Annotated in this window: 27 protein-coding genes and 1 tRNA gene; 17 read left to right on the forward strand and 11 right to left on the reverse strand. The window is 65.1% G+C overall.

The annotated features are described in order from the left end of the window. Position 1: 1 nt before the first annotated feature. Both ettA and ssb read right to left on the reverse strand, forming a co-directional pair. On the reverse strand, positions 2-1678 hold the full coding sequence (ettA, locus tag C8D87_RS23235) for an energy-dependent translational throttle protein EttA (RefSeq protein WP_109640779.1): 1677 nt from the start codon (positions 1676-1678) through the stop codon (positions 2-4). Positions 1679-1943: 265 nt separating this feature from the next. Next, positions 1944-2357, reverse strand: a complete 414-nt coding sequence (gene ssb / locus C8D87_RS23240) for a single-stranded DNA-binding protein (RefSeq protein ID WP_112228353.1) — start codon at positions 2355-2357, stop codon at positions 1944-1946. A 237-nt stretch (positions 2358-2594) separates the two neighbouring features. Here ssb and C8D87_RS23245 point away from each other — a divergent pair, with 237 nt between their 5' ends. Genes C8D87_RS23245 through C8D87_RS23255 form a run of 3 tightly spaced genes read left to right on the forward strand, consistent with a single transcriptional unit; the run spans position 2595 to position 4925 of the window. Continuing rightward, positions 2595-3203: a TetR/AcrR family transcriptional regulator gene (locus C8D87_RS23245; protein ID WP_109640877.1), complete on the forward strand. Its 609-nt coding sequence runs from the start codon at positions 2595-2597 to the stop codon at positions 3201-3203. Further along, positions 3196-4119 (forward strand): ATP-binding cassette domain-containing protein, encoded by a 924-nt coding sequence (locus C8D87_RS23250; RefSeq protein ID WP_112228354.1) that lies wholly within the window; start codon positions 3196-3198, stop codon positions 4117-4119. The genes C8D87_RS23245 and C8D87_RS23250 overlap by 8 nt, the downstream gene beginning before the upstream one ends. A gap of 8 nt (positions 4120-4127) precedes the next feature. Further along, positions 4128-4925 carry an ABC transporter permease gene (locus C8D87_RS23255; protein WP_112228355.1) on the forward strand — a complete coding sequence of 266 codons (798 nt, stop codon included), beginning with the start codon at positions 4128-4130 and terminating at the stop codon, positions 4923-4925. Here the strand turns inward: C8D87_RS23255 and C8D87_RS23260 are convergent. Then, on the reverse strand, positions 4922-6853 hold the full coding sequence (locus tag C8D87_RS23260) for a cytochrome c oxidase assembly protein (RefSeq protein ID WP_233442248.1): 1932 nt from the start codon (positions 6851-6853) through the stop codon (positions 4922-4924). The genes C8D87_RS23255 and C8D87_RS23260 overlap by 4 nt on opposite strands. A 35-nt stretch (positions 6854-6888) precedes the next feature. Between C8D87_RS23260 and C8D87_RS23265 the strand changes: the two genes are divergently transcribed. Next, positions 6889-7404, forward strand: coding sequence for a hypothetical protein (locus C8D87_RS23265; protein WP_112228357.1), 516 nt, complete (start codon positions 6889-6891; stop codon positions 7402-7404). Here C8D87_RS23265 and C8D87_RS23270 read toward each other — a convergent pair. After that, positions 7382-8545: an MFS transporter gene (locus tag C8D87_RS23270; RefSeq protein ID WP_112228664.1), complete on the reverse strand. Its 1164-nt coding sequence runs from the start codon at positions 8543-8545 to the stop codon at positions 7382-7384. The two genes, C8D87_RS23265 and C8D87_RS23270, sit on opposite strands and share 23 nt — an antisense overlap. Positions 8546-8609: 64 nt before the next feature. On the opposite strand from C8D87_RS23270, the gene C8D87_RS23275 reads away from it, so the two are divergent. The 4 genes from C8D87_RS23275 to C8D87_RS23290 all read left to right on the forward strand — a co-directional run bounded on the left by C8D87_RS23275 (position 8610) and on the right by C8D87_RS23290 (position 12542). Next, positions 8610-9698: a LacI family DNA-binding transcriptional regulator gene (locus tag C8D87_RS23275; protein WP_411711422.1), complete on the forward strand. Its 1089-nt coding sequence runs from the start codon at positions 8610-8612 to the stop codon at positions 9696-9698. A 128-nt stretch (positions 9699-9826) separates the two neighbouring features. Continuing rightward, positions 9827-9899 (forward strand) — tRNA-Arg (locus tag C8D87_RS23280). 126 nt (positions 9900-10025) lie between these two features. Next, a complete protein-coding gene (locus tag C8D87_RS23285) occupies positions 10026-11603 on the forward strand; it encodes a tyrosine-type recombinase/integrase (protein ID WP_112228665.1) in 1578 nt (525 codons plus the stop codon). 56 nt (positions 11604-11659) lie between these two features. Beyond that, positions 11660-12542 (forward strand): IS5 family transposase gene (locus tag C8D87_RS23290; RefSeq protein ID WP_411711423.1). Its coding sequence is split into 2 segments (ribosomal slippage): positions 11660-12003 and positions 12002-12542, totalling 885 coding nucleotides; the frame shifts between segments, so codons are not numbered across the junction. Positions 12543-12557: 15 nt separating this feature from the next. Here C8D87_RS23290 and C8D87_RS47040 read toward each other — a convergent pair. After that, on the reverse strand, positions 12558-13241 hold the full coding sequence (locus C8D87_RS47040) for an NUDIX hydrolase (RefSeq protein WP_215732446.1): 684 nt from the start codon (positions 13239-13241) through the stop codon (positions 12558-12560). A 159-nt stretch (positions 13242-13400) separates the two neighbouring features. On the opposite strand from C8D87_RS47040, the gene C8D87_RS23300 reads away from it, so the two are divergent. From C8D87_RS23300 to C8D87_RS45250, 5 genes are all read left to right on the forward strand, one after another. Continuing rightward, entirely contained in the window at positions 13401-13730 is a 330-nt protein-coding gene (locus C8D87_RS23300) for a hypothetical protein (RefSeq protein WP_112228358.1), read from the forward strand. 74 nt (positions 13731-13804) lie between these two features. Next, on the forward strand, positions 13805-13966 hold the full coding sequence (locus C8D87_RS23305; RefSeq protein WP_325049701.1) for a hypothetical protein: 162 nt from the start codon (positions 13805-13807) through the stop codon (positions 13964-13966). Beyond that, entirely contained in the window at positions 13963-14187 is a 225-nt protein-coding gene (locus C8D87_RS23310) for a hypothetical protein (RefSeq protein ID WP_112228360.1), read from the forward strand. Before C8D87_RS23305 ends, C8D87_RS23310 begins: the two co-directional genes overlap by 4 nt. Before the next feature lie 79 nt (positions 14188-14266). Further along, positions 14267-15139 carry a helix-turn-helix domain-containing protein gene (locus tag C8D87_RS23315; RefSeq protein WP_112228361.1) on the forward strand — a complete coding sequence of 291 codons (873 nt, stop codon included), beginning with the start codon at positions 14267-14269 and terminating at the stop codon, positions 15137-15139. Positions 15140-16269: 1130 nt separating this feature from the next. Further along, the gene (locus tag C8D87_RS45250) at positions 16270-17472 is read left to right on the forward strand and encodes a hypothetical protein (RefSeq protein WP_146771838.1); all 1203 of its coding nucleotides are present in this window, start codon (positions 16270-16272) and stop codon (positions 17470-17472) included. A gap of 39 nt (positions 17473-17511) precedes the next feature. Here C8D87_RS45250 and C8D87_RS45255 read toward each other — a convergent pair whose 3' ends face one another. Continuing rightward, positions 17512-18696: a hypothetical protein gene (locus C8D87_RS45255; protein ID WP_146771839.1), complete on the reverse strand. Its 1185-nt coding sequence runs from the start codon at positions 18694-18696 to the stop codon at positions 17512-17514. On the opposite strand from C8D87_RS45255, the gene C8D87_RS45260 reads away from it, so the two are divergent. Further along, a complete protein-coding gene (locus C8D87_RS45260; protein ID WP_146771840.1) occupies positions 18667-18876 on the forward strand; it encodes a hypothetical protein in 210 nt (69 codons plus the stop codon). The genes C8D87_RS45255 and C8D87_RS45260 overlap by 30 nt on opposite strands. Positions 18877-19102: 226 nt before the next feature. Here the strand turns inward: C8D87_RS45260 and C8D87_RS23320 are convergent, their stop codons facing one another. The 5 genes from C8D87_RS23320 to C8D87_RS23340 are packed head-to-tail and all read right to left on the reverse strand — an operon-like array spanning position 19103 to position 23067. After that, positions 19103-21271, reverse strand: coding sequence for an FtsK/SpoIIIE domain-containing protein (locus tag C8D87_RS23320; RefSeq protein WP_112228362.1), 2169 nt, complete (start codon positions 21269-21271; stop codon positions 19103-19105). After that, a complete protein-coding gene (locus C8D87_RS23325) occupies positions 21268-22113 on the reverse strand; it encodes a hypothetical protein (RefSeq protein WP_112228363.1) in 846 nt (281 codons plus the stop codon). Before C8D87_RS23325 ends, C8D87_RS23320 begins: the two co-directional genes overlap by 4 nt. Then, the gene (locus C8D87_RS23330; protein ID WP_411711425.1) at positions 22110-22439 is read right to left on the reverse strand and encodes a hypothetical protein; all 330 of its coding nucleotides are present in this window, start codon (positions 22437-22439) and stop codon (positions 22110-22112) included. The genes C8D87_RS23325 and C8D87_RS23330 overlap by 4 nt, the downstream gene beginning before the upstream one ends. A gap of 2 nt (positions 22440-22441) precedes the next feature. Further along, positions 22442-22795 carry a WhiB family transcriptional regulator gene (locus C8D87_RS23335; protein ID WP_325049702.1) on the reverse strand — a complete coding sequence of 118 codons (354 nt, stop codon included), beginning with the start codon at positions 22793-22795 and terminating at the stop codon, positions 22442-22444. After that, positions 22792-23067, reverse strand: coding sequence for a helix-turn-helix domain-containing protein (locus C8D87_RS23340; RefSeq protein WP_112228364.1), 276 nt, complete (start codon positions 23065-23067; stop codon positions 22792-22794). Before C8D87_RS23340 ends, C8D87_RS23335 begins: the two co-directional genes overlap by 4 nt. Before the next feature lie 170 nt (positions 23068-23237). Between C8D87_RS23340 and C8D87_RS23345 the strand changes: the two genes are divergently transcribed. The 3 genes from C8D87_RS23345 (at position 23238) to C8D87_RS23355 (ending at position 24879) form a co-directional block, all read left to right on the forward strand. Then, a complete protein-coding gene (locus C8D87_RS23345) occupies positions 23238-23663 on the forward strand; it encodes a helix-turn-helix domain-containing protein (protein ID WP_112228365.1) in 426 nt (141 codons plus the stop codon). 135 nt (positions 23664-23798) lie between these two features. Continuing rightward, positions 23799-24467, forward strand: coding sequence for an NUDIX hydrolase (locus C8D87_RS23350; protein WP_112228366.1), 669 nt, complete (start codon positions 23799-23801; stop codon positions 24465-24467). After that, entirely contained in the window at positions 24460-24879 is a 420-nt protein-coding gene (locus C8D87_RS23355; RefSeq protein ID WP_112228367.1) for an NUDIX hydrolase, read from the forward strand. The genes C8D87_RS23350 and C8D87_RS23355 overlap by 8 nt, the downstream gene beginning before the upstream one ends. Positions 24880-24904: the final 25 nt, after the last annotated feature.

Below are 24904 nucleotides of genomic sequence, written 5' to 3' on the forward strand. Positions count from 1 at the left end.
CTCAGTCCCGTGTCAGCTTGCGGTACGTAACACGGTGCGGACGGGCCGCTTCGGCACCCAGGCGCTCGATCTTGTTCTTCTCGTAACCTTCGAAGTTGCCCTCGAACCAGTACCACTGCGACGGGTTCTCGTCCGTGCCCTCCCACGCGAGGATGTGCGTGGCGACGCGGTCGAGGAACCACCGGTCGTGGGAGATCACGACGGCGCAGCCGGGGAACTGCTCGAGAGCGTTCTCCAGCGAGCCCAGGGTCTCGACGTCGAGGTCGTTCGTCGGCTCGTCCAGCAGGATCAGGTTGCCGCCGATCTTGAGCGTGAGCGCGAGGTTCAGGCGGTTGCGCTCACCGCCGGACAGCACGCCCGCGGGCTTCTGCTGGTCCGGGCCCTTGAAGCCGAACGCGCTGACGTACGCGCGGGACGGCATCTCGACGTTGCCGACGTGGATGTAGTCGAGTCCGCCGGACACGACCTCCCACACGTTCTTCTTCGGGTCGATGCCACCGCGGTTCTGGTCGACGTACGACAGCAGGACCGTGTCTCCGACCTTCACGCTGCCGGCATCCGGCTCCTCGAGGCCGACGATGGTCTTGAACAGCGTGGTCTTGCCGACGCCGTTCGGGCCGATGACGCCCACGATGCCGTTGCGCGGCAACGTGAACGACAGTCCGTCGATCAGGACCCGGTCGCCGAAGCCCTTCTTCAGCTTGTCGACCTCGACCACGACGTTGCCCAGACGCGGGCCCGGCGGGATCTGGATCTCCTCGAAGTCGAGCTTGCGGGTCTTCTCCGCCTCGGCCGCCATCTCCTCGTAGCGGTCGAGACGCGCCTTGGACTTGGCCTGGCGGGCCTTGGCGCCGGAGCGCACCCACTCCAGCTCGTCCTTGAGGCGCTTCTGCAGCTTCTGGTCCTTCTTGCCCTGGACCGCGAGACGCTCGGCCTTCTTCTCCAGGTAGGTGGAGTAGTTGCCCTCGTAGGGAATGGCCCGGCCGCGGTCGAGCTCGAGGATCCACTCGGCCAGGTTGTCCAGGAAGTACCGGTCGTGGGTGACGGCGAGGACGGCACCGGGGTACTGCGCGAGGTGCTGCTCCAGCCACAGGACGCTCTCCGCGTCCAGGTGGTTGGTGGGCTCGTCGAGCAGCAGCAGGTCGGGCTTGCTCAGCAGCAGCTTGCACAGCGCGACACGGCGGCGCTCACCACCGGAGAGCTTGGTGACGTCGGCGTCCGGCGGCGGGCAGCGCAGGGCGTCCATCGCCTGCTCCAGCTGGGAGTCGAGGTCCCACGCGTTGGCGTGGTCGAGCTCCTCCTGGAGCTTGCCCATCTCCTCCATCAGCTCGTCGGAGTAGTCGGTCGCCATCAGCTCGGCGATCTCGTTGAAGCGGTCGAGCTTCACCTTGATCTCGCCCAGGCCCTCCTGGACGTTGCCGAGAACGGTCTTCTCCTCGTTGAGCGGCGGCTCCTGCTGCAGGATGCCCACGGTGTAACCGGGGGACAGGTAGGCCTCACCGTTGCCGGGTGTGTCCAACCCCGCCATGATCTTGAGCACGCTCGACTTGCCGGCGCCGTTGGGACCGACCACACCGATCTTCGCGCCGGGGTAGAACATGATCGTGACGTCATCGAGGATGACCTTGTCACCGTGCGCCTTGCGCACCTTTTTCATGGTGTAGATGAACTCGGCCATGGCGGCGATCGTAGAGCGGTGTCCGGAGGCCACTGACCTCGGTCGCCGACAAGCAGCCGTTCAGCCCCGGATCGAGCGCCACGCGAGTCGGTGACCAGCCCGTTCCATTCGAACATGAACAACTGTCGGCGATCGGTCCTCGTCGGCTCCGATCTACGAGCTTCCCTCCTTCTCGGATCGCGGTGCGTACATCTTGTCCGGCGGCGCTGCCGGATCGGGTGGGATCGGGGAACTCCCGTGTGCGGTTGCCCCGAAGGGCGCAAGATCAAAACGGCACGGGTTCCTCGGCGAGATCATCGCTCACCCGCGGTTCAACGACGGGAGCGGAGCCGAGTGACTGCACCCGGCTCAGATCCAGCCCGACGTGGAGCGCGTCCAGGTTGACGGCCGTCCGTTTCACGTCGTCCTTCTCGTAGTGACGCATGCGCAGCTTGCCCTGGACGATCACGGGATCCCCCTTGGACAGCGCGGTCTTCACGCTGTCGGCGAGCTTGCGCCAGCACGACACGCCGAGCCAGAGCGACTCCCCGTCCTCCCAGTCGCCGATCGAGGTGTTGTACCGGCGCTCGGTCGACTGGATGCGGAAGTACGCGTTGGTCTTGCCGTCCTCGCCGTACTTGTACGAGATCTCGCTCGCCACCTGACCAACGACGGTGACCAGCGTGGAATTCCAGGACATCGGGTTCTTGCCTCCAGGGTCGCGGGGTTGCTGCTCCAGGTTGCTCCGGGAGGGGTGGAGGCGAGTGGGGTGGACGGGGGATCTGTGGATTACTCGCGGGTTGTGGACAGGTCGGGATCTTCGACGGCCAGGAACCGCGGAATTGTCGGACCTGTGTGCTAGAGCGGCGCTGGAGCGCGCGAGTGAGTGAGCGCCCACTCATTGACATGAGTGAGTACTCACTCATACAGTGGTGGCGTGTCAGAGGAACCACGCCGCCGCCGCGCCCCCGCGATGAGCCCGGAAGATCGCCGCGAAGCGATCCTCCAGGCCACGTTGCCGCTCGTCCTGAAGGCCGGCGCGAACGTCACCACCAGCCAGATCGCCGCCGCGGCCGGTATCGCGGAAGGCACGGTGTTCCGCGTCTTCAAGGACAAGGCGGAACTGCTCGACGCGTGCATCCAGCGCGCGCTGCACTCTGACGAAGAGGTCGCCCGCCTCGCGGCGATCCCGGCGGACGTGCCGTTGGAGCAACGGCTGACTGCGGGTGTCGCGACGTTCAGCGGCTACCTCGACCGCATGTGGGGCGTCATCGGCGCGTTGCGCGAGTCCGGCTACCAACCGCGCGACGAGGACCACAAGAAGCACAAGGGACCGCCGATCGGCATGCAGCAACTGACCGAAGCGGTCGCCGGCCTGTTCGGCGACGCGGACCTGCGCGTCGGCCCCGATCTCGCCGCGCGGATGCTGCTCGGCGCCGTCTTCACGAACCGCATGGGCGCGGGCTTCGGTCAGATCGCCGCCGAACCCGCCGACATCGTCGAACTTTTCCTGCACGGCGCACTCAAGGGGGAAACAAATGAGTGAGCTCATGATCGAAGCCACGGACGTGAGCAAGCGATTCGGTGACGTGCACGCACTCGACGGCGTGAGCGTCACCGCGAAGAAGGGCACCGTTCTCGGGCTCCTCGGCCACAACGGCGCCGGCAAGACCACGCTGGTCAACATCCTCACGACGATGCTGCCGCTGTCCGGCGGCAGCGCGCGCGTCGCGGGGTTCGACGTCGTGGGACAAGGCCACGAGGTCCGCAGCCGCATCGGCCTGACCGGCCAGTTCGCCGCCGTCGACGAGCAGCTCAGCGGCCACGACAACCTGGTGCTGATCGCCCGTCTGCTCGGGGCCGGCCGCAAGCAGGCCCACCAGCGCGCGGACGACCTGCTGGAGCAGTTCGACCTCACCGACGCCGCCAAGCGCAACGCCAAGACGTACTCCGGCGGCATGCGGCGGCGTCTCGACCTGGCCGCGTCCCTGGTCGGCAGGCCAGAGGTCCTGTTCCTCGACGAGCCGACCACCGGCCTCGACCCCGCGAGCCGCCTGGCGATGTGGGAGATCGTCGAGAAGCTCGTCGCGGACGGCACCACCGTGCTGCTCACGACGCAGTACCTCGACGAGGCCGACCGCCTCGCCGACACGATCACCGTGCTGTCCCACGGCAAGGTCGTCGCGTCCGGCACCAGCGCCGAGCTCAAGGCCCAGGTCGGCCAGCGCACGGTGACCGTCGCCCTCGACTCGGCGTCCGATGTGGACACCGCGCTGAAGGCGATCAACGCGGTCGGGCTCCACCCCGTCGCAGAGGGCCTCACCCTCACCACGCCCGTGAGCGCGTCACGAGATCTCGCGACGGTCGTGCGCGCGTTGGACGACAACGGCTTGGAGGCCCACGAAATCGGCCTCGCAGAGCCGACCCTGGACGACGTCTACCTCACTCTCGCCGCGAACTAGGGGGAATCATGGCGACCTTGACCTGGCACGGCAGCAGCTATCCGACACAGGTTCTGGTGCTGACTGGCCGTTCTCTGCGCGCACTCCTGCGCACGCCCGCACTCGTGTTCTTCAGCGTGTTGCAGCCGTTGATCATGCTGACGCTGTTCAGCCAGATCTTCAGCAGCATCACGTCCACGGCGAACTTCCCGCCGGGCATGACCTACATCAACTTCCTGCTGCCCGCGATCCTCGTGAACACCGCGATGCAGTCCTCTCTCGCGTCCGGCATCGGACTCGTGCAGGACATGTCGAACGGTGTGCTCGCGCGATTCCGTTCGCTGCCCATCAGACCGAGCACGGTTCTGCTGGCCCGCAACCTGTCCGACGCGGTCAGGACGGCGTTCCAGCTCGTGCTGATGATCGCGTTCGGCGTGCTGGTGTTCGGCTTCCGGCCGGACGGCGGCATGCTCGGCACGCTCGCCGCCCTGGGCCTCGCACTGGTCGTGGGATGGGCGCTGAGCTGGGTGTTCATCGCGATCGCCGCGTGGGTGCGCAAGGCGGAGCTGATGCAGACCGTCGGCTTCCTGGCGATGTTCCCGCTGATGTTCGCGTCCAGCGCGTTCGTGCCGATCAACGGCCTGCCCGGCTGGCTGCAGGCGATCGCGAAGGTCAACCCGCTGACCTACGCGGTCGACGCCGCCCGCAGCCTGGCGCTGGCCCACCCGATCACCGGGGTGGCCGGAGCGCTGGTCACGAGCGGCGCGATCGCGGCGATCGGAGCGTTCTTCGCGGTCCGCGGCTTCCGCAGGCCCCTGTCCATCTAGTCCTTGCCCGCCATCTTGCGGAGCATCGCGTTGTAGGCCTCGAGGTCGGCGTCGCCATCGGCGTCGGCCTTGCGGTCCAGCCTCTTCGCCTCACGGGAGTCCTGCCGCGCCCACTGCGTGAGCAGGGCGACCATCACCACCAGCAACGGGATCTCCCCCGCCGCCCAGGCGATGCCGCCGCCGAGTCGCTGGTCCTCCAGCAGGTTCTGCACCCACGGCAACGACAGGTTGCGGTAGAACTGCTCGCCGATGACGTTCGCGGAGCTCATCAGCACGACGCCGAAGAACGCGTGGAACGGGATCGACGCGAACAACAGCCCCAACCGGCCGAGCGGCGGCAGCTTGTTCGGCGACGGGTCCACGCCGATCACGGGCCAGTAGAAGACGTAGCCCGCGAGGATGAAGTGGGCGTTCATCGCGAGGTGCGCCCAGTGGAACGGCAGCGCAGCCTCGAACAGCCCCGAGAAGTACAGGGCGTAGAAGGAACCGACGAACAACGCCAGCGCCACGAAGGGGTTCGTCAGCACCCGCGCGACCGGTGAGTGCACGAAGGCCAGCAACCACTCTCGCGGCCCCGGCACCTCTTTGTTGACCGGCAACGCGCGCAACGCCAGCGTCACCGGCCCGCCCAGGACGAACAGGATCGGCGTCAGCATGGACAGCACCATGTGCGCTTCCATGTGCACGCTGAACATCGCCGGCGAGTACCGGCCCATCCCCGACGACGTGGCGAACAAGAGAGAGAAACACCCGCACAGCCACGCAACGGTCCGCCCGATCGGCCATTTGTCGCCGCGCTTGCTGAGCCGGCGCACGCCCAGCACGTACAGCAGCGCGAGAACCAGCGCCGCCGTGCCGTAGATCAGGTCGAAGCGCCAGTCGAAGAGGATGCGCGCCAGCGTCGGCGGCCCGTCGAGGTCGTAACCGATGGCGATCTCCGTGCGGCTGGGCAGTTCGACGCTGCCGCCGGGAGGAGGCGTGCGGGCCAGCGCCACGGCCAGGCCGATCGTGAACATCATCAGCAGAACTTCGAGACCGGCGAGCTTGAGCAACGCGTGGGGCTTCCCGTCGACCACGCCCTTCACGCCGCGTTCGCGCTGGAAGTAGCCGAACACGCCGAGCAGCAGCAGGCAGGCCACCTTGCCGAGCGTCAGCCAGCCGTACGTCGAGGTCACGAGGTCGACCGGTGTGATGCGCACGAGCGCGTTCACCACACCCGAGACGGCCATGACGATCCAGCAGACCAGTGCCAGCTTCGAGAACCTCGTGGCGGCGAGGGGAAGGTGCGCCCCGCCACGCCTGCCGTGCGCGAGCAACGCGATGAGGCCGCCCACCCACAACACCGCGGCGACGAGGTGGAACAACAGGCTGTTCGTCGCCATGTCGTGCGAGCCGCCCGACGACGAGTGGCCGGTGACCGCGACCGGCACCAGCGCGAAGATCGCCAGGAACAGCAGCACCGTCGCCCACGCCCACGACAGCACCAAGCGGCAGCCCAGTGCGATCAAGCTCACGATGATCGCCGTCAGCAGCCACGCCTTCGACTGCTCCAGCAGCATCGCAGTCGCGATCATCTGACTGAACGTGAAGTCACCGACCGGCCGGTCGATCGCGGCCGCCGTGTTGAACGGCACCGACAACACAGCGCCGACCAGCCACACGAGCGCGAACCACCCAGCCGTGCGCATCGCGGCGTAGCCGTCAGCTGCGAGAGTGCCGGACTTCTGCGGTGGGACGAGGAACGCCGCCAGCAGCAACGAGCCGATGGTCACCACGGCGCCGGTCTCGGTCAGCACGCGCACGACGAGCAACCCTGTCGGAGGGTTGGGCGAGAGCGCGCTCAACGCAACGGCGACGAGTGCCGCCACCGCGAAGCCGATGACGACGAGGGGCACCAATCCCGTTCTGGTGGAGCGTTCGATTGCCACGTCCAGGAGCCTACGACCCTCTAGTGTTGCGCCGTGTGAGCCGTTCTCTCCTCCTCCTTCTCGCCCTGTTGGCTGTTGCCGGTTGCTCCTATCGCATCCAGGGCGAACCCGTCGCGGCTCCGCTTCCGCCGCTCGCGATCGCGACGCCGCGCAAGACGGCGGGCATCGACCCGTGCGGGCTCGTCACGGAGAAGGACCTCAAGCCGATCGGGACGCTGCAGTTCAGGCCGGCCCCGCGCGCCGAGATGCCGAACTCGTGCCTCTTCACGCTGAAGGAGAACGCGTACGTGGTGGTGGCGGTCCCCTACCGCTCGTTCGACGAGTCGAAGAACACCCAGAAGAAGGGCCGCGAGGTCCAGACCGCCAAGCACGCCACGTGGCTCAGCTGCGGCCAGCAGGAGAAGGACATGGTGTGCACGGCGACCATCGCCGTGACGCGCAACGAGTCGCTGTTGGTCGCCGTTGGCATGAACGGCGCCACTGAGACCAAGGCCCGCGACCTGCTGGAGCCGATCGGCCAGGAAGCACTCAGACGGATGCCGGCTGCCTAGCGGCCCGCCTGGCGAGCCACGTCGCCGGGATGATCAGCGCGGTGACCAGCGCCACGAACCCGAGCGACACCACGAGAGAGCTGACGTGCGCGAGCCCGCCCACGATCGGCGGCCCGGCGAGGAACCCGGTGTAGGCGATCGTCGTGACGAGGCCGAGCTCGCGTTCGCCGCCGCTGCCGTCGGCGCGTTTGCCGGTTTCGCTCGCGAGGTCCATGACCACGGGGAACGAGAACGCGAGCCCCAGCCCTGCCAGGCCGAACCCGAGGTACCCGGCTGCGGGAACCGGCACCGTGGCGGTGACCGCCAGCCCCGTCGCGGCGAGCCCACCGCCCGCGGCGAGGAGTCGGTGGGGCCCAAGCGTGCGTTGGATCGGTTCCCCGAACCACCGTGCGAGCGCCATCGTGATGGAGAAGCCCGCATAGGCGTATGCACCCGCCGCGTCGCCCATGCCGCGCTCACGAACCATGAACAACGCCGACCAGTCTGCCGCCGCCCCTTCCGCGATGGCACTGCACAGCGCAACGCTCGCCAACAACCAGAGAACCGGGCTCTTGAGCACGTTGCTACGTTCAGTGGCTTCTTCCCTATGGCGCTCCCCCACTCCTCCGGGAATCTTCTTCGCGATGAGCGCCGTGATGATGAGCCCGACCACTGCGGCCATGAGGAAGTGCTTCATGGGTGTCCAGTGCGCCTGAGCGGCGGCGGCGCTGCCCAACGAGCCGATGAGGCCGCCGAAGCTGAAGCCCGCGTGGAACTGCGGCATCAACGGCCGTTGCAGGTCACGGACGACGACGACCGCAGCGACGTTCATCGACACGTCCATCGCCGCGACGCTCGCACCAAGCGCGATGAGAGTCAGCCCGAACTGCACCGTTGACTGCGATAGCGCAAGCACGGGCAAAAGGAGCGGACTGAGGAGGCTGCTCGCTATCAGAACCCCGCGCGACCCGTGAACCGCGCAGATCCGTGCGGCGACCGGTGCCGTGACGGCCAGGCCGACACTCGCCCCGAGCAGCGCCAGGCCGAGGCTGCCCACCTCCGCGCCGACCTGCTCGGCGAGCGCGGGCACGCGAGAGGCCCAGGTGCCGAAGACGGCGCCGTTCAACAGGAAGACGACGAAGGTGGCCAGGCGTGGGGACATGCGTTCCAGCATGACTGAAGCGCTTCAGAGTCGCCAGGTAATTCGGTGCGATCTCTCGCATACGATGCTTTCCGTGGAGTCCGATCGCCGACGCAGGCCGACGCTGGACACCGTCGCCGCAGCGGTCGGGGTTTCCAGGGCAACGGTGTCGAACGCGTACAACCGGCCCGACCAGCTCTCGTCGTCGTTGCGCGAACGCATCCTGGAGACGGCGCGCTCTCTGGGCTATGCGGGCCCTGATCCCGTTGCACGCTCTCTGGCCACACGGTCGTCAGCAGCCGTGGGTTTCATGCTGCCGCAGGGCCTGTCCGGCGCGTTCTCGGATCCGGCGCTGTCCATCGTGCTCGACGGCCTGGCCTCGACCGTCGACGGCCACGACCACAGCCTCGTCCTGATGCCCGGCGACTCCACGGGAGGCCCACGTCCCTCGATCGTGTCACGCGCACAGGCGGACGTGATGGTGGCGTACTCGCTCCCGGACTCCGCACCGGCGTTGGACGCGGTGGCCGCCCGCGGGCTTCCGCTGGTGGTGATCGACCAACCGGTGCTGCCGGGCTCGGCACGGGTCGAGGTGCAGGACCACCTGGGCGCGTCGCTCGCGGCGTCGTTCCTGCTCGAGCTCGGTCACTCCTCGTTCGGCATCCTGACGTTCTCGCTACACCCGGACGGCGTATCCGGCCCCGTTTCCCACGAGCGCCGTTCGGCCGTGCCGTTCCGCGTGAGCCGCGACCGCCTGGGCGGCTACCTCGACACTTTGGCAAAAGGCGGGGTCCAACCGGACAATGTTCCGGTGTGGGAGGCGCGCGGCAGTGATCGCGAGCTCGGACGTCTCGGCGCGCGGTGGTTGCTCACCCGCACGCCACGCCCGAGCGCTCTGCTGTGCGCGTCGGACCAGCTGGCCTTCGGCGCCCTCCAAGCCGCCCGCGACCTGGCCTTGACCGTCCCGCGAGACGTTTCCGTCGTCGGCTTCGACGACGTCCCCGAAGCGACCTACAGCGATCCGCCACTGACTACCGTGCGTCAACCCCTGGCCGAGAAGGGCCGCAGAGCGGGCGAGCTGGCGCTGAAATTACTGGCCGGCGGCAGACCGCCGCGGCCCACGAGGCTCGACGTTTCACTCGTGCAGAGAGCCTCGACGGCCCCACGGACGTGATACGCGTCACGTTTGGAGCGTTTTCGTCACCCATTTGGACGTAGGGCGGAAACAGTCGATCGACTTCGGACGATGTGTCCGTTGGGGGCAGCGGCGACCACAGTTCGTGGCCGCTTCGGTCTCCTCAAGCCTCCGTAGCTCAGTGGAGAGAGCGAGGGACTTCTAATCCCGAGGTCGCAGGTTCGAATCCTGCCGGGGGCGCCCAGATGGAATAGGGCCTCTGACCTGCAAGAACAGGTCAGAGGCCCTCCTCCTTGCTCCAGGCTTTGTTGATCTTCAGGGCTGTTCGTGGTGCCGTGCGTGGTGCGAACGGGCTACCGTCGCACCATGACGAAGCGCAAAGCAGGCCCCAAGAGCCGCAAGCGCGGCCGGATCGAGACCCTCCCCAGCGGCGCGCTGAGGGTCAGTGTCTACGCGGGCATCGACCCGCTGACGAAGCTCCGGCACTACCTCAAAGAGACCATTCCGGCCGACCACCCCGAACTGTGGGACGAAGCCGAGCGAGTACGGACACGCCTGCTCAACCAAGTTGACGAGCAGCACAATCCCCGCACAAAGGCGACGGTCAATCAGCTCATGGACGAGTACCTGGCGAAGGTGGACGTCGATACGAGCACGAAGATCGGTTACGAGCGGGCAGCCCGGAACCACATTCGCCCGCTCTTGGGTCGCTTGCAGGTGGGCAAGCTGGACGGCCACACGCTCGACTCGTTCTACTCGACATTGCGCACGTGCCGTGCCCATTGCGGTGGCAAGGGCAAGTTCATCGAGCATCGAAAGAAGCCGCACGACAAGAGCGAGTGCGATGACCGATGCAAGCCACACGCGTGCAAGGGCTTGGCTGACTCCACGATCCGGCAGATCCACTCAATCCTCAGCGGCGCGCTTGAGCGCGCGATTCGGTGGGGCTGGATCACCGTCAACCCGATCGAGCAAGCCGAACCGCCGAAGACTCCGACTCCAAACCCGCATCCGCCCGAGCCTGAGGAAGCGGCCTCCATCGTGAATGAGGCCTTCAAGGACTTCGCCTGGGGTGTGCTGGTGTGGCTCGCCATCATTACTGGCGCACGACGCGGCGAGCTGTGCGCACTCCGATGGGACTGGCTCGACCTCAACAAAGCGGTATTGAGGATTCGCACCAGCATCGGCCAAGAGGGCGCGAAGACGTGGGAGAAGGACACGAAGACTCACCAGCAACGCCGGATCGCCCTTGACCAGGAAACCGTTGACCTCCTGCGCGCGTACCGTCAGCATTGCGAAGAACTCGCCAAAGAGATGGGACAGAAGATCGCACGTGACGGCCGGATCTTCTCCACATCGACCGACCACAGCACGTGGCTGAAGCCTGACTCCGTCTCGCAGAGGTTCTCCCGGATGTGCGACAAGCTGGAGATCGAGACCAGCTTGCACGCACTGAGGCACTACTCGGCAACCGAACTCATCGCGGCGGGTGTCGACCCGCGCACTGTGGCGGGACGCCTCGGCCACGGTGGAGGCGGCGCGACAACGCTTCGCGTGTACTCAGCCTGGGTGTCGGAGGCTGATCAGCGCGCGGCAGGGAACCTGAGCGGAAGGATGCCCAGCGCGCCGATCTCCTTCGATGCGGACGGCAGCGCCACCATTACCGTCACGCCTGAGATTCGCGGCCCGTACCAGCAAATCGCCGCTGACCTACGTGGCGCCATCGTGTGCGGCGCATTGAAGCCGGGCGACACCCTTCCGACCGTGGTCGAACTCTGCCAGCGCTACAACGTGGCCGCGGGAACCGCGAATCGCGCGGTAGCCGAACTGAAGGCCGATGGACTGGTGACAGCGAGCCGAGGAAAGCGCGCGGTAGTCGCCCCGCTGAGTGAGTCGAGCTTCGCGAACGTCGTCAGTCTGAGGAGCAAGCGCGCGGGCGAGTAAGGCTGCTAGGGCGTGTCCGCCGGAACGCTGATCGTGGGGTTTGATCAAATTGCGTTGTGGCGCGTGGTGATCTGACGGATGCGGAGTGGGCGATCCTGGAGCCGTTGCTGCCGGCTCCGAAGCCGGGTCGTGGCGGCCGGTGGGGTGATCGTCGTCGGGTGATCAACGGAATCCTGTGGCGCATGCGGACAGGCGCTCCGTGGCGGGATGTGCCGGAACGGTACGGGCCGTGGAAAACCTGTTATGAGCGTTATCGCCGGTGGGCGGCGGACGGGACGTGGGCGCGGCTCAAGCGGCAGGTCCAGGGCCGGGCCGAGGCCGAAGGGGACATCGACTGGAACGCCCAGGTCGATTCCACGATCGTGCGCGCCCACCAGCATGCGGCGGGTGCTCGTAAAGGGGGCTGAGCCCGGAGGAATCGCGGGCAGCCCGGGGCCTTGGCGGTCACGGGGTGGTTTGACGTCCAAGATCCACACTATCGGCGAAGGACGCGGAAGATCGCTGGCGACCCGGGTCACTCCTGGTCAGGCCGCTGATACCAAGCAGCTGGAGTCGTTGCTGGAGGACATCGCCGTGCCCCGGCCCGGCAAGGCCGGTCGTCCGCGCAAGCGTCCGGACTCGCTGACCGGGGACAAGGCCTACGGCAGCAAGGCCAATCGCGCCCTGCTGCGGAGCAAGAAGATCAAGGCGGTGATCCCCGAACGCCGGGATCAGGTCAGCAACCGGCTACGCAAGGGATCCAACGGTGGACGGCCGCCATCGTTCGACAGCACCCGGTACAGGCAGCGCAACCAGGTCGAGCGAGGGTTCAACCGCCGCAAGCAGTTCCGCGCAGTGGCCACCCGCTACGACAAGCTGGGCAGCCACTGGCAAGCCACCAACGACCTGATCGAGATCATCGACTGGATCCGCGCTACACCAGACAAAACCCGGTCATGACCCGGCGGACACGCCCTAAAGGTCCAACGCCTTCAGCACCGGCCGGTAGATGCGGTCGGCCGGGATGAGACCGACCAAGCGCGACTTGTCCACCCACATCACGTCCGCGTTCTCGAACGCGTCGATGTTCTTCGCCACGCCGGCGACGTAGTCACAAAGCACGTAGTCGCAGAGAACCCGCGTCGCGGGATGCAGTCGCGTCCCGAGTCCCCCACGCACGACGCAGTGAACATCCGTCTCGCTGAGCGTTTCACGGACGGCGATCGTCTCTGGTGCCGCACCAGGCTTGACCATTCCGGCTGGAAACTGCCATCCAGCCGAACCGTCGTCACCACGGCGACGCACGATCAACACCTCTGATCCCCTCAACACGACCGCTATTGCCACGCGCAACGGGTGGGCGGCGGAGTGCGTGTCTGGCCGTCGAGGCGGCGACAGCAGTTCAGCAATCGGCATACCGAAGATGCGTTCGAGCAACCGGGCGTTGGCAGGACGCACCGGCCCCAGCGGCGTTCCGTCTTTCCGAACTCCGGCGACCAGCCGTAGAAGATGCCGCACGCTCAGCGTGCCCGGCTCGTTGTGTTCGCGAGCGAAGTCCATCGCGAACTCCACGAACTCCTCATAGGTCAACTGTCGCGCCTTGATCTGCTCTTCGAGCACGGTGCGGGCAGGTGTCGCCGTCAACGTCGTCCCGGTCATCCCCGACCTCCCCACCAGTGGCGCTCAAACGGCGCACTCATGGCATCCGTATGTCATGTTCATCAGCCTGGGTCAACGTCAGGCTTGATTTCAGTCTGGCACAGACCCTCTCCAAGAGGGTCTTTCGAGTGCCTCGTTCACGCGGACAGAGGCGGGTGGATGACGGTGTGGAGCGAACTGGCAAAGGACTCGGGCGGAATCGCACTCTTCGTGATCTGGCTCGTGCTGCCGCTCGTGTACGTGATTGCGCTCGGCCGCAGGTACGTCCGGCAAGCCCGAGAGGCGGCCCAGGAAGCGACATGGGCGAACGAGGAGGTTCAGGCCGTCTTGGAAGACCTCCAAGACGCCATAGAGCCTGATGAGAGCGATCAGCCCACTGTGCCGACAGCCCGCGCGGAAGACACCTGGGAACTTCCTCGGGTCGAACGACCCGAGCGCGTCGGGAAGCACCGGCTCGACCGTTCAGAGGTGGCGTCGTGCCTGAAGTGACTCCCGCTGCCCTTCTCGTACGCCTTCGCCGTGGCGTCGTTGGCGAGAGGGAACGAACTTGTCACGTTGTTCCCGTGCCGTCCGGCGACACGATGCCGACTTCACTCGTGGCGTACTGCGGTCTGGTGATCCTGCCCGGCACGGTGGAGCTGCTGAGCGCGCCTGAAGGGATGCCGTGCGTTGACTGCCTGTTCCGCAGTCCACTTCCTCCCGCTCCGATCAGGGAGATGCAGTGATCATCGAGCGACGCTTCCAACTCGCGCCACTGACCGACGAGATGCTGACGCGCGTTCAGCAGTACGCAAACCTCTCGCCGGATGAGGCCCTGTCGGTTCTGGTGCGGTACGGCTTCGTCGCCTACCGCATGACCGTGCTGCATCAGTTCGGCATGGACCCGAGCACCGGTTCTCTCCTCGACCTCCCGGAACGCCCGGACCAGGACCACCAGCCTGAATGAGGCTGGTGCGGGAGTCGACGCGGCGCGCGCAGCCGCGTCGGCTCCCTCTTCATCGCGTCACCACGGAGTTAGCCGAACGATGCCCAAAGGGTTCAAGTCCAACCTTCAGAACCGCGAGGTCGCGCGTGCACTTGCCTTGTGGCGTAAGGAAAGCGGCTTGAGTCTGGCCGAGGTGACCAAGCGCGTGCACTGGTCATCGGCCAAGACGTCGATGCTGCAGAACGGCCTGGTCCCGATCACCGATGCCGATGTCATGGCGCTTGCCCTGGTCTATGAGATCGACGACGTACGGCGGGAACCGGTGTTCTGGGGTGCGCAGCGGGCACGTGATCCCCGGATGTTCGACCTCGTGACCGGCGGCACGGCGTCATGCGTCCAGTGGACCTACTCCGAGGTAGAAGCCGAGGCGAACTATGTACGGACAGTGGCGCTGGACGTGTTGCCGCCGTTGGTCTGGACGCCCGAGTACTCGGCTGCGATCAGGGGCGTACAGGTCGAAGCCGTCTCCGAGCAGGGGCACCGCTTCTACCCCAACAGACACCGCGAACAGGTGGTGGAGCAACTGAGCGACGGTCCGTCACTCCGGATGGATCTCGTTCTGGGCGAGGCGGCATTGCGACGTCCGGTCGGCGGTGCGCTGGTGATGGCGGACCAGTTGTTCCAGCTCGCGTCGTTCGCTCAACTCGCCGGCGTGCGGGTGTTCCTCGTGCCAGACAGGGTTGGTGAGCTTGCGCCGATGGCCTCGTTCGCGGTGCTGTCGTTCCGAGAGGCGCAGTTTGACGACGTGGTGCACTTCGACTGCCCGCACGGCGAAACGTGGCTGGAGAACGAAGCTGAGCGGGGGCCGTACCTGGACACGTTCAAGCGGCTGATGTTGGCAGCGCTCCCGGCCGCCGTGACGACGGGAGCGATCGTGAAGGCCGCACAGCACTTCAAGGACATCGCACACTGACCGGCCGTCGCCAAAGATTCGTGACTAGTTTCGTGACACGACCGGCTACGCTCGCCGTGCGTCACGAAACTAGTCACGAATTGGGTGGTGTGTCGTGAAGTGCACGGGATGCGGACAACCGTTGGCGACAGGGTCGAAGCGCGGGCGACCGGCCCGCTATCACAACGCAGCATGTCGGCAGCGTGCCCGACGCGCCCGTGTCGCCGCCCGTCACGGGGACGTCTTGGCGGCCGTGGCCGCTGTCGAGGCTGCGGCTGCCGAGGTGCGTCACGCGGTACTGACAGACGGCGACGCGGACCAGGTCGCCCGTCAGCTCACGCGTGCCGCTGCTGAACTCGCCCGGCTCGTGACACCGACTCCCGCTGTCGAGCCGGTCGAACCGCCCGCACCCGCTGTCACGAAACCTGCCACGGAAGCGAAGCCGCGAACGAGCCGCTCCGCGCGATCGACGCGACCTGCTCCGCTGGACCTGGACACGGTGCGGCTCGAACGCTCGTCGGACCCGACGCGGACAGGTTGGCGAGTCTTGGCCGGGAAGACAGACGCGCCGGTCCTGGTGGGGTTCTTGGAACCGGTGTTGTCGGTGACAGGGCGACGTAGTAGCCGCTGGGCAGCGCAGACCGCAAGCATGACTCGCGTGCACGGTGGACCGTGGCGCAACCGGATGGACGCTCTGGCGCGTCTGGTGGACGACTACCAGCGTGCCACGGCGCGACCACGGCGACACACGATCACATAAACCGTGTGTCGCAGGTTCGAATCCTGCCTGGGCACCACCTTTCGTCGGGTGAAATCAAGCTCTGACCAGCGGCAACGCGGTCAAAGCTTGATCTTTTTAGGCAGTCACCGTCAGCGGGAATCTGCCCCGTTTGCCGCCGTCTACGGACTCACCACGGACTGGCGTTCCCGACGAGACCCACCCTTGCAACTCCGCACCCGCCGCCGGATCGCCCAAGCGACGACTTGGCTCCTCAGTGACATCTGCTGCGCCAACTCGACCGCCGATCTTGGTCAGCGGATGCCCAGGCGGAATCCTGAAGCACAAACGCGCAGGAACACCTAGAATCGCTCGGATGACGTCGTCGCCAGCGCTAGTAAATCTCCCGCCCCAAGCTTTCAACATGCTAGTCATGTCATGGGTCCAAGCTCTCGCCACCAAAGAACTAGAAGTAGAAAACGGCGAGCAGTCAGGAACAATATCACCTTCTACCGGCGTTTCGAGTCAATGGACATTCACCCGAGCCGATGGAGTTGGATTTAAGGTCCAGCGGTCAGCGGACGATTCAACGTGGATCATCGTCGCCGACACCGACCTGAATCGATCCAAAGTTGGTTCGATTATCGAGCGCGCCGTCAACGCTGCCTCCAGACAGGAATTCGGGGAAGTGCAGTGCTATAGAGCGGAACTCACATCCGACATACCAGGAGTTAGAGAGCTACTGACATCGCAGTTTATGCGACTAATGAGCGAAAAGGTCTACATCGAAGGAAGGAGAAGACTTGGCGACATCGCAATTCTTACCTTCAAGCCAGAAGGGCCAGCCGATGACAATCCCTTCCATGTTCCAAGAACGACAATTTCGGTCCACATGTTCGTGCCAGCACCTTGTGTCAGCCCATTCAGCGACAAGATCGCCACAGATCTGATCGAGACGATCAGATTGATCAGCACTTTTGCCATGGGACGTCCAGTAGATTGGTCTACTGCGGTTTCTGTTCCCGCAACAGAAGACGAGGCCAGAGACGCCACCGAAGTCCGATTCGATCCAGCCGTACTAACCCTCGCGCGAAACGGCGTACCTCTCGACATCTTCGGACTCACCGGCACAGCGAGTCCAGAGGTGATGCAAAAAGTACGAAGCTCTCTAATCTCTTACGATGCCGCAATCCGACAGACAAACCCTGACGTGGCGACCATACTATTTGTCGCCGGCATGGAGGCGCTCACTATTCCAGCAACCGAATGGCGCCGACAACGGCCGGTTGCCCGATTCGTTCAGGCGGTGAACGAGCTATGCCCAAACGTCATCGACGCAATCATTGCTCACCTGAACTTCGGCACCGCTTTTGGTATAACCCTACGGGGAGGCGCCCAGAAGAAGCGCAAGGCGTTCCTCGACAAGGTATACGATCTTCGATCAACTCCAGTGCACTCGGGACCAAGTCTGTTCTCAAATCCGATGATGGCGGGAGCACAGCCAGGAACGCAACGAGTGGCGCTACTCTCAGAGCTGCACTACCAGCACGTGTTGGCATATATCTCATCACCTCGATCATCCCTGATCGGCCATCCGGAGATTGCCCCTGGAACCGCCCCCGGCTTGAAGCAATAAGGATTAGAACCCGAGCAACCCTTCAATCGTTCGCGTGGTTCACCTCGCAAACGGTTCACCGAGTGGCCAAGGGCTAGGAAGACCCAGTGACAAACGCGCAGGCTCGGTAGCCTCATTGAGCGCTACCACACCGTTCAAAAAACTGACATTCCTCCAACAATTCGGCACCGGAATGGACTCGAGGGCGAATGGATTGCCCCAATAGGTTGGAGTGCGGTCCGCCCAATTCCATGGATGGCAGGCGTGAACGGCCAGAACTCCAACAACGCCGGTGTATCTAGGGTTCAGAGGTCCACCCCAAAATCCGTCTTCCTCTCTCACCTCCCACGAGCGCCAAACCTTATTTTCGTCAAATTCACCCGCCTCACGCATAGTGCCATACAAGGCGTGCTCCATATCCTCCTCACTATATGACCAGCTGTCAGTCCCCACCGCTATAAGGTAAGGCCGGTCGAACTTGCCATAGGCAGAGCCCTTCCCTTTCAGCGCAACCAAGATCGGCCTGACGTCATCAGAGATCCTGAAGCCTTCCATGATCACACCAAGCGTTCTACCGCTTGCCCTCTCACGACTTTTCTGACTTCTTGGAAGCACATGAATATAGACGACCCAGTCGTCACGCCTCCACACCATCGACGGAGACCTCCTCCCGTCATTGCCACCGATCTTGTACGCATTGATCTCGTCGACATCCAATCCCGTAACCCAGGTAAGGATGTCTCGCTTCATCACTCGAACAGGGGGAGCACCTGAGCCAACCCTCTCGATATTGACCGCAAGAAAAATCTCAGAAACGCCCAGATTGTTGATCGCGTCCAGCACGACGCCTTTAGCATTTCTTACCGGAGTACCCGCATCACGGTCAAAAACCCTACATGCTTCTACGTAGAACGAGTGACCGTTCCCCACCGCCAGAAAGTCTGGCTTTCTAGACGTCCCCGCGACACTCGGATGACATTCGACCTCATAATCCAAGCCGAGGAGCATCTCGTGGAGGTACAGCTCCCACAGCGCGGCATGAACATTGCGATCGGTATTTTTGTCGCGAATACGGGACCGAAGGTCTTTTTGGCCTCCGGCAGGAAACCGTAGTAGCCAGCGCTCTATAACCTCCCTGACCTGGTCCCAATACTCTCCTTTAACACGGTTCAAGAACACCGCAAACGACTCAGAGTTGCCCTGCTCGCTGGCATCGTGGCGAACGATCTCGTCAAAGACCTTCATCCAGCCATTATGGGGGGAGCTGTCGGCGTTGCGGCAGGAGTTTACCGATGGCTGCTCAAGCGGGCGGATGCGTTGTTCGAGCTGACCGCGTTGCGCGTGATGCTGAGGCGCAACGTCACCAATCAGGCCAAGAGCGCATTCGACAAGCACTCGATCTTGGCGTTGATCATCTCACGTTGACCGTCGATGCGTTTCGCAATGGATGATCGTGTGGTGACAGGTCCGGCCGTGTGCCGCGCCCACGTCGAGATGGCGCGGCATACGGCCGTTTTCCCGTCGTTGTGACGGGTCACCCGTCACGCGTCACACCCGTCACGGCGGCCCGTTTCCGCTGGTGAGCATCGGTTTGGCACCCGTCACGGGGCGTGTGACGGGTGACGGGTCCGGTGGGACGGGTTGTGACGGGTCAGCGATCATCGTCGATCACCTCCGCCTCGATCACTGCGGCGTCGCGAGCACGCTGGATCGCCGCGCGGATATCGGCGACCGCGTAGCCGCGCACCTGCTTCACGCCGTCCTCTGTGGGCACGCGGCCACGGGTGGGACTACAGCCGAACGCGGCCATGTCGAGCCCGAACGCCTTGGGCTCGACTCCCAACGCGTCCACGAGTTCGGCGGTGGGTACGAAGTCCCGTCCGTCGTCGCTGCCGAGATCGTCGGCCAGGTAGTCCACAACGGACACCAGTGGTTCCGGTAGCTCGATCTCGTCCACGCGTTTGGCGGCGGCGGGTGCGGGTGCACCACCACCAATGGCCTTCGCCACGGCCGCGTGGTCGAACACCGGTTGCGATGCCTGCCCCGCCGCGTGCCCGGTGAGCGTGCCCTCCGCCTCGCGCAACGCTCGCCCGCGTTGGCAGATCTCCCGCCAGTCCTCGTTGGCCATGTAGAACGTGCGCACGGTCAGCGCGAGTAAATCGGCGCCTGCTTGGGTCTCGCCGTCCGGCCGCAGGATGCCCACGCCCTTGTGGGAGGGCAGGAGACGACTGGAGTCGTACCCGCGCGTGTTCATCTGCTCGCCCAGGATGATGTTGCTGTCGCGCCAGTCCATCACCCGCAACGCGAACCGCGACCCGAGCACCGCGCGCAAGTTGGACGGGATGGTCTTGCTGTCCGGCCGCTGCGTCGCGAGCACGAGGATCACACCGGCCGCCGGCGCCTTCTTCGCCAACCAGGTCAGCAACTCGCCGATGTACTCGCCAGCGGTGAGCTTCTTCCCTTGCACCTCAACGGGAGTACGGTCCTCTAGCGGAATCTGCACCTCGTCCACGACCAGGGCCGTGATCGGCATGTCCAGGGCTGGATCACGCGACATGTCCGGCGTCACCTTCGACTCAGGACACGTCAGGTCATCGAGATCCTGCATCCTGCGGTACCGGCCCTGGACGTCCGCGACCAGTTCCACGAGCCAATCCAGAAACGCCAACACGTGCTCGCTGTCGTCGCCGGACATGAACCGGTGCGCCACCTGCTCGGCAGCCTTCCAATCCTTGCCGTTCTTGAAGTCCGCCACGTACAGGCGCGTGTGCGGGTCCAAGATCAAGCCCGCGGCCGCCAGCCGTTCGGCCATTGTCTTGCCCTGCCTGGGAATCGCGCCGATGAGCACAGACGTCCACACCAACGGCAGGTCGATCCGGCGGCCGCGTGCGTCGGTGCCGAACGGCACCGGCCGCCACGCATCCCACCGGTGCACCCCGAGCAATGGCGTCCGGATGGGCGGCTTCGCGTACGGGTCCTCATCAGCCACCCACATCGCTACCCGCCCGGCATGCCCGCCGTTGCCGCGCACCCGCTCCACGCTGAGCTGGATCTCATCCACCGCCAGGGCGGACGCGAGTGCTTCACGATGCTTCACGACATCGGCCGCCTTACGGGTCGCGGGCAGATCGACCGTGACCGCCCATCCCTCACCCCTGCGCGTGGCCCGGTCGACCAGGCGCAGGGTCTCGTCCTTCCCGATGAGCTTGGCGTCCCGGAACGCGTCCACGAGTACCTGAGGGTCCATCGTCCAAGTGAGCGTGCGAGGACCCGCGAGCACTGCCTTGCGTCCGGGACTGCCGTCCTTGCGCCTGCCGAGGATCGCCAGCGCCACCGACGCGCTACCGCCGGCGATCCACAGCACCCGGTGCCCGTACACGAGATCGAGCACCGCGACCACGACCGCCACCGTGGCCACGGTCGCCCCGGTGACCTTCCACCGGAACAGCGTCAGCTCTCGGATGTCGGTGAACTTGTCCGCGAGCTTCTCCGACTGCTCGGCTGCCTCCCGGTAGTCCCGCACGGTCACCCATGAACGCCACCACCGGACCGCGACCACCAGGCCGCGCACGACCGCGCCCATGAGCCGGAACGGTGAACGCAGCACGGCCACCACGAGATCCTTCACGGCCTGCACCGCGTGAACGCGATCCTTCGCCCACAACGGCACACGCGGTGAACGCCGCCACCAGTTCACGACTCGCCGACGCCACGACGTCTGCTCGACTGGCGGGACGTCGTTCACGAACTCGCCTTCGAGCACCGCACGCGCAGGCAGGGAGGAGTCCACGCCAGCCAGTTCCCGACCGTCGTTCGTCATCGCACGCCACCTCCGTCCGATGGGGGTGTGTCGGTCAGCTCGGCCGCGAGCGTTGCGGCGAGCCGAGACGACAGGCCACGCGAGCACCTGGTGACCTCACGGACCCACGCCGGACTCACCACGACACCAGGCGACCACGCTTCACGCGCAACCGTCAGGTAGTCCGCGAAGGACACTCGGCCGTTGCTGCGCTTGTTGTTGCGCTGCTTAGGTTTCACCGATTCATGAACGGCCTTTGTGGGCAAATCCGCGGTGACTGGTGAGACGCGTGCGGACGCTTCCGTGAACGCCGCCGAGACAGCCTCGGTGAGCTTGTCCCGCAGGTCCGTCACTGCCTCTGCGGCGACGAACACCACGAGCGGCGGAACCGAGTGCAACACGACTCCGGACACCGAACCGGCCGCCCACGAGTGCCAGGTATTCATGACGTACGTGGCCGCGAGCGTGAACCACTTCGCCCGCCGCGTCCACGCACCCGTACGCACCTGATACCGCGCGGTCACCTGCTCGGCCCGCAGGATCGCCAGCAACACCAGCGACACCGTGGGATCAAGCAACCACGCCGCCAGCCACGGCAACGACCACGCCGGCGTACCTGCCGCCGCGAACGACTGCACGTTGGTCATGGTGAACCCGAGACCCAACACGATCCCCGCCCAACACAAGCGGTCCACCTGAGCGCGCACGCGCTCCACCCGCAACGCGATCACGTCCGGGTGCGTGGCGTACGCACGCAGTTCCGCCGCCTCCGCCGCATCGGCCGCGAGTCGCTCGGCCGCCGGGGCGGCGGGTGGCCGCCCGAAGGCGGCCACCCCTTCCCTGACCCTTGTGAGCGTGTTCATCGCCGACCACCCCGCCGGGGCGAGTCGTCCCACGCCGTGATCGTGAGAGCACGGGTCAGCGTGTACGCGGCAAACAGTGCGGGCAGGCCCAGCACCACGAGCAACAACACCGTGTCGCCCCGATGCGTGATCACCACCCACTGCACACCCACGATGACCCCAGCCATCAGCAGCACGCGCCCGGTCAGTGAGAGCAGTCGGGCACCCTTGCGGGCTGCGTCGGCGGCTGCCTTCGCCCGGCGGGAACTCGCCCGCCAGACCCACAGCACCAGCAACATCACGCCCAGAGCGGCGAGCAGCTGCGTCAGTGTCACGTTAATCGTCACGATTACTGCCCTCCGTCCCGGTCCTCGTTCATCCGGTCGCGGCGGGCACGCCACACCCGGTAGAGCGCACGGCGGTCCTCTCCTGTCAGTCCGCCGCACACGCCGAACTGGTACTCACCAGCAAGGCGCAACTCCCACTCCAGGCAGAGCCTCCGCACCGGGCACGGCTCGCACAGACGAGCCGCCAACTCCCGATCGGTGATCTCCTCGGCCTGCCACTCCGGCTGTTCCTCGGTGGACCACAACCACATGCACGTGCCGTCACGCGTGACGATCTCCATCAGGACCGCGTCGGGCACCTTGGCGTAGCGGTCGAGCTCGGCCGCGATCACCTCGTAGTAGTTCTCCGGGTTCACCACGCACCCCCGGTCTTCCGCTCGAACTCGCGAGCCTCGCGGCGCTCGGCAGCGATGCGCGCGGGATCGACGAGACCACCGGTCTCCGTGGCCTGGGCGAGCAACTGATCAAGCGCCACGGCGGGCACCACGTAGCGGGTGCGCAGTTGGACAGCGGGGAAGTCCCCTTCCCTGATCACTCGGTAGAGCGTTGAGGGTGCGACGCGCAGAATCCGCGCCGCCTCCCGAACTGTGTAGAACGCCGGACGGGCGTTCTCGGGCTTGCCATTCATGACGTTGGTTCCCTTTCGGGCAAGGCTGGATAATTTAAGACGAAGATTCAGGATGATTTCATCCCACCCAGATGCAAAGGGAGCCAAAACCGCGGGCACCAAGCCGTTATGCGGCCCGCGGAATTGCCTCCGCGCTACGCTCGGCAGTGAGGCGGAGCGCGGAGGAATACGTGACGGAAGACTGGGGCGCAGTCGCAAGAGCGATCAACCAGCGCATGTCCGAGCTGGGCATGAATCAGCGCGAACTCACGGAACGCTCGCAAGTCTCGAAGGCGATCGTTGGCGAACTTCAGAACAACAAGGTTCAGCGCCGCCGCAGTGAACGCACGCTCGAAGCGCTCTCCGTCGCGCTCGACTTGCATCCCAACCACCTGCACGCCGTGCTGTCCGGCCGCCGGCCACCGCAGGCGGGAGAGCCTGCCGCACGGGATGACGACATCCCCGGTCGTCTCTCCGTGATCGAGCACCAGTTGCGCGAAATCCTGGATCGACTCGGCGGAATCGACGCTCTGACTGATCAGGTAAAGGAGATCAGCGCGAATGTCGAAACCGTCGTCGAGCGGCTGGATATCAACCGCAAACGGCCCGATCGGTGAGGTGTTCAGATGGCTGTTTCTCATGCCAATGAGTCAACGCCGAATGCGCTGCGCCAACCATGCACGAGCAGTACATCTCCAGTGCACGAGGCTTACATCGAGACTACATTTGCCGACGTGAGGCAGGTCTAGGCCGTGGATTTGGTGCGCGAGTGGACTGGCCGCAAGGCGTGCGCGCTCCAGGCTGCGTTACGCGAGACAAACGACTCGTTCGCCGCGCGTCTCGGCATTCCGGCCCGCACCGTGGTGAGCTGGCACCAGAAACCAGACCTCAAGCCGAGAACGGCCCAACAGCAACTTCTTGACGTTCTCTTGGAGCGTGCCTCGCCCAACGAGCGCGCGAGGTTCGCGGCAGAGCTGGCCGACGACTCCTCGAATGATCAACTCGACGACCCGACAGGAAGCGGTCACGCTCTCAGAGTCGCCGTTGCGGTCGTGGTTGACGATACAAATGTCCTTGTGGTTCAACGGCGCGACGACAGCGGAAATATGTCCTGGCAGTTCCCCGCCGGAATGATCAAACCAGGCGTATCGCCTGAAACTGTCGCCGTGCGCGAAACACTGGGCGAGACGGCCGTTCATTGCAGGGTCGTCCGACACCTTGGCGGCCGCTTGCACCCTGTGACCAACGTGTACTGTGTGTACCTTCTCTGCGAATACCTAGGCGGAGAGGCGCAGAATATGGATGTTGCGGAGAACGTCGGCGTGACCTGGACACCTAGCAACAGGCTGACCCGGTTCATCCCTGCGGAAACAATCTTTCCACCGATCTTGGAAGCATTGGAGGTGCTAGACAGTGAGTGAACAGACACCTGACGACGAGCGACCGCCGATCGCCGCCGCTGTTATTACACAGGACGGCGGGGTCTTGCTCGTCAGGCGTCGTGTCAAAGAGGGAAGTCTCTCTTGGCAGTTCCCCGCCGGCGAGGTCGAATCCGGCGAATCACCCGAATCTGCGGCTGCACGCGAAGCCAACGAGGAGACCGGTATCACGGTAAGCAACGGAAAGTTGCTCGGTGAACGCGTGCACCCCAACACCGGGCGCACAATGATTTACGTTGCGTTCGACTCCGCCGAAGGCGAAGCAAGCGTCGTGGACGACGACGAACTTGATTCGCTCGCATGGGTGAAGCACAGCGAGCTGACAACCTACGTTCCGTATCCGTTCTTCGGTCCTGTACAAGCACACCTTGACGAAGTCCTGTCCAACAACTGATGTGAACAGAGAAGGTCCCGGCGTT

It is taken from the genome of Lentzea atacamensis (assembly GCF_003269295.1).
In the GTDB taxonomy this organism is placed as follows: Bacteria; Actinomycetota; Actinomycetes; order Mycobacteriales; family Pseudonocardiaceae; genus Lentzea; species Lentzea atacamensis.